The sequence below is a fragment of the Elusimicrobiota bacterium genome, assembly GCA_040757695.1.
Taxonomy (GTDB): Bacteria; Elusimicrobiota; UBA8919; order UBA8919; family UBA8919; genus JBFLWK01.
In genome coordinates this window covers 1-6,515 of sequence record JBFLWK010000106.1, presented here as the reverse complement: position 1 = coordinate 6,515, position 6,515 = coordinate 1, and the positions used below count along the sequence as shown (strand labels likewise).

Annotated in this window: 10 protein-coding genes; 4 read left to right on the top strand and 6 right to left on the bottom strand. The window is 34.7% G+C overall.

The window, feature by feature from the left end; all coding sequences use genetic code 11:
* Window positions 1-356 precede the first annotated feature (356 nt).
* From AB1349_12305 to AB1349_12280, 6 genes are all read right to left on the bottom strand, one after another.
* Window positions 357-764, bottom strand: coding sequence for a helix-turn-helix transcriptional regulator (locus AB1349_12305; GenBank protein MEW6558110.1), 408 nt, complete (start codon window positions 762-764; stop codon window positions 357-359).
* 40 nt (window positions 765-804) lie between these two features.
* Window positions 805-1,101 carry a hypothetical protein gene (locus tag AB1349_12300; GenBank protein ID MEW6558109.1) on the bottom strand — a complete coding sequence of 99 codons (297 nt, stop codon included), beginning with the start codon at window positions 1,099-1,101 and terminating at the stop codon, window positions 805-807.
* On the bottom strand, window positions 1,098-2,648 hold the full coding sequence (locus AB1349_12295) for a recombinase family protein (protein MEW6558108.1): 1,551 nt from the start codon (window positions 2,646-2,648) through the stop codon (window positions 1,098-1,100). The genes AB1349_12300 and AB1349_12295 overlap by 4 nt, the downstream gene beginning before the upstream one ends.
* Before the next feature lie 140 nt (window positions 2,649-2,788).
* Window positions 2,789-3,436: a class I SAM-dependent methyltransferase gene (locus tag AB1349_12290; protein ID MEW6558107.1), complete on the bottom strand. Its 648-nt coding sequence runs from the start codon at window positions 3,434-3,436 to the stop codon at window positions 2,789-2,791.
* Between the two features lie 36 nt (window positions 3,437-3,472).
* On the bottom strand, window positions 3,473-3,949 hold the full coding sequence (locus AB1349_12285; GenBank protein MEW6558106.1) for a flavodoxin family protein: 477 nt from the start codon (window positions 3,947-3,949) through the stop codon (window positions 3,473-3,475).
* A gap of 21 nt (window positions 3,950-3,970) precedes the next feature.
* Window positions 3,971-4,345 (bottom strand): cyclophilin-like fold protein, encoded by a 375-nt coding sequence (locus AB1349_12280; GenBank protein MEW6558105.1) that lies wholly within the window; start codon window positions 4,343-4,345, stop codon window positions 3,971-3,973.
* Between the two features lie 671 nt (window positions 4,346-5,016).
* Between AB1349_12280 and AB1349_12275 the strand changes: the two genes are divergently transcribed.
* The 4 genes from AB1349_12275 to AB1349_12260 are packed head-to-tail and all read left to right on the top strand — an operon-like array spanning window position 5,017 to window position 6,416.
* Window positions 5,017-5,382 carry an LAGLIDADG family homing endonuclease gene (locus AB1349_12275; protein MEW6558104.1) on the top strand — a complete coding sequence of 122 codons (366 nt, stop codon included), beginning with the start codon at window positions 5,017-5,019 and terminating at the stop codon, window positions 5,380-5,382.
* Window positions 5,379-5,804: a hypothetical protein gene (locus AB1349_12270; GenBank protein ID MEW6558103.1), complete on the top strand. Its 426-nt coding sequence runs from the start codon at window positions 5,379-5,381 to the stop codon at window positions 5,802-5,804. The genes AB1349_12275 and AB1349_12270 overlap by 4 nt, the downstream gene beginning before the upstream one ends.
* Window positions 5,805-5,809: 5 nt before the next feature.
* Window positions 5,810-6,112 carry a hypothetical protein gene (locus AB1349_12265; GenBank protein MEW6558102.1) on the top strand — a complete coding sequence of 101 codons (303 nt, stop codon included), beginning with the start codon at window positions 5,810-5,812 and terminating at the stop codon, window positions 6,110-6,112.
* A gap of 46 nt (window positions 6,113-6,158) precedes the next feature.
* Window positions 6,159-6,416: a hypothetical protein gene (locus AB1349_12260; GenBank protein ID MEW6558101.1), complete on the top strand. Its 258-nt coding sequence runs from the start codon at window positions 6,159-6,161 to the stop codon at window positions 6,414-6,416.
* The last annotated feature ends 99 nt before the right edge of the window (window positions 6,417-6,515 follow it).

Genomic DNA, 6,515 nt, shown 5'->3' with positions numbered 1-6,515 from the left:
AGAACTATTCAGCAATGCTAAAAAAGTACGGTCACTATTAAAATAGGTCGATTTGCAAATGAACATTAAAGTTGTTCCGACGAAGTCATGTCAAAAAACAGCGTTTTCACGCATTTTTCAGGTTAATTATAACTATAGAAACCCCTGAGGGTGCTGATATTTATACATATGATAAACATTTTGTTCCACTTAGTGAGATATTCGGAAAGCATGTAATGCTTCAAACTTCTTAATAAATACGGTGAGTATGAGCCTTGGTTTCAGTGAATTTAGCGGAATTAGTAATGAAAAGATGAATTTTATAAGCATTATATTATAGCCAAATCCTGCGTATAATGATACAAATGCGAAGGAATTTATCTACTCAGGTCTGTTTTCAGAATTTGTGATATCTTCCTGACAGTTTCAGTATCAGGTTTGGAATGGTTCTTTTCATAGCGGCAAAGGGAAACTTTGTGGATGCCTAACATCCTGGCCAAATCTTTCTGTTGCAGGTGGTGTTTTAGCCGAAGTTTTTTGATTCTGCCACCCCAAGTATCAGAACGGCAGAAATAATCGTAGATGTCCTTAAATCCTGTACGAACAGCAGGTGGTAGCAGTTCAAGAGGGGTTACATTAAGGGCTTTGGCGATTTTCTGTAAGACAGAGGGATTAAGGTCAAGGATTCTGCCTTGTTCATACCGACCAATAATGGAAGTGGCTAACCCTGTGGATTTCGCCAAATTCGCTTGATTTAAGCCATTTTTGACGCGAAGTGCCTTGATCCTGTCTCCGAGGGTAAGAATAGGGTCTTCAAGGTTAATATTAGGGATACCCCCAATTCGTGAGCATTTTTAAGCCTTTTTCGGTCTTTATAAAGCCATAGGTAAAGTCATCGGTGAGCCAGAATGGCGGGAGGTTTGAATACAAATCAGGGGTTCGAATAGGACTCGAACCTTTTTCCTCGTCGGAAGAACGGTTTTGCGACAGGGGCGTCTCGGGGAGCCACCCTTTGTAGCAAATCAAACTACTTAAATCGGTTACTTCTTTCGTCGGTGGCAGGTCATTGGGATAGATTTCTATATCTAACTTATTTTTACCTTTTTCACGTTTAACAATCACTTTACAAGCAACAAATCAAACCATTCCTTCCTTTGTTTCTGCGTTGTTTCTTTTGCTTTATAGAGTTTAGCAAAATCTTTATATATATTCTGTAACTGTGCTGGTCTTGATTCACGGCTTCTTTCTATCTCTATTTGCTTTTTCAATTCAGCAATTTCTTGTTCAAGTTTATCGTTTTCTTCTGCCATTTTATTTATTTTATTGATGAAATCATCTTTTACTCTCTGTTTTAACCCTTTCAGTTCTGGTAGTCCATTCATAAAATCTTCATATTTCCTTTTTCCCACAACAAGCAAATTCCTTTTCCTATTCAATTGTTCCTCCAATTCCTCACTCTTTTTTCTCGCACCTTCTGCAGCTTCTCTAAATACCGCCGCTAAATATTTCTTGTCTTTACTCATCTGAATTACTCTATCTGCAATGAAATTGTCAAGTGCTTCAGCAGGAACTTCACCTGCGTTACATTGTTGGTCTCTTTCGTACCATACAGGTTTTCCTTTCTTTTTTGTAACATGATACTTTGTAGATTTTACACATTTGTAGTAATATATTTTACGGTCTCCTTTCTTCCCAAAAGTTGTAGTCATTGCGCCTCCGCAGAACCCGCATTTGATTATACCGAGTAACAACAGGCCAGATTTTGCTGCTACTGATAGCATAGGAGATTTTGCACTTTCAGGAAGTAGTTCTCGCACTTTATTAAACAATTTTTCACTTATAATAGGAGTATGAATTCCTTTATATAATTTTCCCAATCTTTCTTGCTTACCAGTGTAGCGGATATTTTTCAAAATTCTCAACACACTATCACTCGTAAAAAGTTTTCCGCCATGTTCCTTGCCATTCTTATCAATCCATTTTTTCGTTCTGTAACCTTCACCGTTAAGTTTCCCTGCTACTTTGTGTGCAGACCTGCATTCAAGATACAGTACAAAAATATGCTTCACTAATTTTGCCTCTTTTTTGTTGACTACAAGTTTCTTATTTATAAGATCATAACCTAACGGCGGCGGTCCACCTAAAAATTCGCCTTTTTCCGCTTTTGCTTCTAACTTTTCACCTGTCCTGGCTGCAATAAGGTCTCTTTCTATTTCAGCAATAACTGGGAGAATATATCTTAAAATTTTTCCCGATATACTTTTCTCAGCAAAACTATAATCTTTATCTTCAAGTATAATTCCTAATTCGTCCCATTCCCTAAGTACCTTCAAAAATTCAAATAAATTACGAAAGATTCTATCAAATCTTACAGTTATAACTCGTGTAAATTTTTTCCGACGAGCATCTTCCAGCAATCGCTGAAATTGAACTCTACCTTCCAGCCTTGTCCCAGTATATGTCTCCGCATATATGTCGTATATCTTATAACCTTTCCCTTCTGCTAACTTTTTAGCCCGTTCAACTTGCACTTCAAGATTTGTGAGTTCACTAGGTGTTACTTCGGGTGTTCGCTCACGTTCACTTATCCTTGCATAAACTGCTGCAAGTTCCTGTTCCTGATTGATTATCTTATCCAATTCGTCTTTTCCTTTTGTTTCTTTCTTCATCTGTAGAACCCCCAATTGTCTGTCGTTACAAAAATGTCATTGATTACCATTCTTAACCAATCTATTTTTTGAGTTGAATCTACAGTTTTTATAGACGAGCAAACCGAAGGTTTGCGAATAGTCGCCCGGATAGTCCGAAATCAATCTTTTAATTCACCAAGAAGACAGTAATGTCCTGTGGAATCTATCCAGACATCATAAATTTTAAAATTCTTAAATTCTTTTCTTAGCAATCCTTTATTGAAATAATAATGAAGTAATCCTTTTTCTTTTCCAGTTAAAGGGAGGAAGGTTCTTGGTTCTATTTGTTTTAATTTCCATATTAATTTTTCTTGTGATAATTTTAATAATTCTCGTTTAGACATACGCTTCCGTACTGTAATAAAAATTAAACCATTTGGTTTCAATATTCTCTCTATCTCTCTGATTGCTTTCCGAATAGTTTTAATTCTGGCATGATGAATTACCTGAACAGAAATTATTGCATCAAAAAAATTATTCTGATATGGTAATTTCTCATATACCGAACCAATTTTAAGATTGGCTTTAAGTTTTTCTTTTTTTAACCAAGATTTTGTGATATTCAATCCTTCTTTAGAAATATCAATCCCATAAACATCAAATCCTCGTTTAGTAAAATATATGACATGCCTTCCAGAACCACATCCTAAATCAAGAATTTTTTTAATATTGTGTTTTTTGAATAAAGTCAAAACCTTAGGAATATCTTCTTGCACTTTTGTAAATACTTTTCCTTCCTTTTTGAAAATTTCATTCCATTGTTGCATATGAAATCATAATTCTAAAAATCTGATTTTGTTAAACTATTCTGCTAATTTCATCACTAATTGTGCAACTCTTCTTCCGAGTTCTTTACACTGCTTCTCTACTCTTTTGTCTGGCGCACCTATACTTACTGGACCATAGTGGTCGCCTTTACTTGTGCCTTGAATAATCATTCCGTGAATTAGAAATGCTTCTAAAATAGAAAGTATAGTAGTCTCATTGCCACCACCAATATTTGCTGATGAACTGAAAGCAGCTCCAACTTTACCTTCAAGTTGACCGTGATATTTTACACTTTCATCTAATAACTTTTTGATAGGTGCTGATAGGGAGCCGTAATATGTTGGCGAGCCAATTATTATTCCATCAGCGGTTAGCAATTCTTCAACTTTAATATCTTGAACCTTTTTCAATTCAACATTAACTTTTTCTTCTCTTGCACCTTCAAAAACATATTGTGCCATTTTTTGTGTATTACCTGTTTCGCTGTGATAAATTACAAGTACCTTTAGCATAGAATTTCCCTCCAATTTTTATTATTTCAAAGCTTTATCTAACAAAATCTTTTCGCCATTTTTGACCTTTTTCCATTCTTTCGGATTACCTAAAACTCTTCCAACAAGATTAACTGCTGAGGCAGGTCTAATTTCTTTATCTGTTGACATCGGTGTCTTACCAAAGAATATGCAAAAACAATTTCCATCTGGCCAATAGGCTAAGTCACCTTCTTTTACAACTTCAACTGCATTTTCTGGACCTGTTTTAACAGGAATTTGGAAATATATTTCTTCTCCCCAGGTATTTACTTTGCCTCCTACCGGTAAGATATCAAAAATCATATTTGCAGTGTTTGTTTCATTCAATTCTGCTTCCATCTGAACTTTTTCTGTAATAATTTTGATTCTTTTCATAGGGAAAACTATAGAACCAAATTTTCTATTAAATTATACCATAAAATTCGTTTTGAATCAAGTTATTTTTTGATAAGGGTTATCTGCAACCCTGATTTTACGCAATTGGAAACCGAATTTACTCCTATAAAAAGACAAATGATTTTGTATTTACTGACACAAATAATTTATTTTATGGGCAAAAGAATGCGTCCCAGACCCATTTTAGAAGACTTTCACAACTCTTTTGAGACAAAAAATATTTTCATTAGATACAACATCCGATTCAGGGGTATTGTGTCTAATAAATCTAAATTCTCTTAATGTTAAGAAAATTGGGAGGCAGGAGAATCATAGATGCAATGGTAGATCATAAACGATGTATTCATCCGTCTTACAGTTCTTTCACCTATTTCCATAATTTAAGTAATTCTTTCTGCTGTTTTTTTCTTAAAGTGCGATTTTTTAGCACCCTTTCTCCGACGAGCACCTTTTGGCCTGCCTAAGGGAAAATTCAGAAGAAAAGCAGGAGAAGAAGTAAAAAAGTGGCACAGGAGACGATTCAAGATTTTATATATATATTAATGGGAAGATAGTTTTTTACCTACTATGATTTCAGAAAAATTAAAGAAATCGGCCCAAAAAGTGATTTTTGATTTTACTATTAATAGTAGGGGAAGGAGATTAACAAAATGGAACCCAACAAATTTACGAAGAAGGAAGCTGGTATATATATTGCTGCATTTATAGATGGCGAGGGAAGCATTGATAGACGAGGCAATAAAATTACAATTTATAATTCAAATCCCGCAATATTGGAGTTTATCAATGGGTTGATTGAAATTTTAACAGGTTATAAAGGACGAGTCCATCAGTATGCAACACCGAAGGGGAAGAAAAATTTCTTTCATTTATATGTGACACATCGGATGAGATTATTCCCTTTACTGAAGAACATATTGCCTTTTTTGATAGATAAAAAAGAAGTCGGGGAAAATGTACATAAACTACTGCTCAACCGAAAAAATTATAATTCAAAACCCTCTAATAAGAAATGAAGACAAATAATTATTTTTATTTAGCTGGCAAACCACTAACTGTTTCGCCTGAATCCAAAACATCTTCCGGTGAATCATGTTTTACAGTTGTTCTCAATGTAGAAAATTTATATGCTGATAGAGAAGGTGAAATTTTTGAAACAAATTTTGATGTGCCTGTCAATTTTTATGGCGAAGATGTAATGAAGTATAAAAGTTTGATATTGCCAAACAGAGAAATAGGTATAGAAGGATATATTGCAGCATCGTATAAAGGTATTCCCTATTTTATTCAAGTAGACGGAAATAAATTCAGGCTGACGAAAGAACCGCTAACCCGAGGAAAATTTGAAAAGACAGTCGTAGAAAAATTTGAAGGACTTATTCTTGTTGGCACAGGAATCAAGTTTCATAATTTAGATGAAGAGAAACAAGTGAGGTGAGACAAATGTATAAGGAAGATTTGACGTTGGAAGGAAAAGGGAATGTTCTCAGTGTTGATGACCCTGGAACGTTAGAAGAAAGGTTGAAAGCAATGCCAGAGTATATAAATTATAGGGTAGAAATTGTTGACAACAAGAGGAAGTGGCTCGTGCTTGAGAGAAGTTATTCTGAGTATAGCTGGGGAGAACGAGCAATCCTGGATTTTGTCAAAGAGGGTTTAACTTTCTGGTTTGGCAAGTTAGATGCTGAGAATAAAAAACGATTGAAACAGGCACTGATTGCTTATTTAAACAGATTGTCATTTTGATTAGCGTTAGTAATTTAGTGTAGAAAAGTAAGGTGGTGATGCAACTATGTTGATTAAATTATTAACAGTTTTTATGGGTGCATGCATTCTGACTGTAATTGAAGTGGCAAATGGCTTTGCGACATTGGTGAAGAGAAATAAATTGCAAGCATCTTTTTGGGGTTTTCTGAACTGGATATTTATTGGTCTTGTAATCATAAACATTCCAGATGGAACTTTTGCGAAATATCTATTTACTTTAATTGCAGGATTGGGTGCTGGTGTTGGTAATTTTTTAGGTGGCGTAGTAATTTTAGGTTGCTAATAACTGACTTGGCTGAACTTAATCCAGTTGATATTTGAAACATCTACACCAGCCAATTCTAATGGAGATTTTCCATTTTTGTGTTTGTTCTTTTTACGG

Coding starts and splice junctions, on each gene's coding strand:
- AB1349_12295 (MEW6558108.1), bottom strand. CDS start 2,648: ATGAAGAAAGAAACAAAAGGAAAAGACGAATTGGATAAGATAATCAAT.
- AB1349_12290 (MEW6558107.1), bottom strand. CDS start 3,436: ATGCAACAATGGAATGAAATTTTCAAAAAGGAAGGAAAAGTATTTACA.
- AB1349_12285 (MEW6558106.1), bottom strand. CDS start 3,949: ATGCTAAAGGTACTTGTAATTTATCACAGCGAAACAGGTAATACACAA.
- AB1349_12280 (MEW6558105.1), bottom strand. CDS start 4,345: ATGAAAAGAATCAAAATTATTACAGAAAAAGTTCAGATGGAAGCAGAA.
- AB1349_12275 (MEW6558104.1), top strand. CDS start 5,017: ATGGAACCCAACAAATTTACGAAGAAGGAAGCTGGTATATATATTGCT.
- AB1349_12270 (MEW6558103.1), top strand. CDS start 5,379: ATGAAGACAAATAATTATTTTTATTTAGCTGGCAAACCACTAACTGTT.
- AB1349_12265 (MEW6558102.1), top strand. CDS start 5,810: ATGTATAAGGAAGATTTGACGTTGGAAGGAAAAGGGAATGTTCTCAGT.
- AB1349_12260 (MEW6558101.1), top strand. CDS start 6,159: ATGTTGATTAAATTATTAACAGTTTTTATGGGTGCATGCATTCTGACT.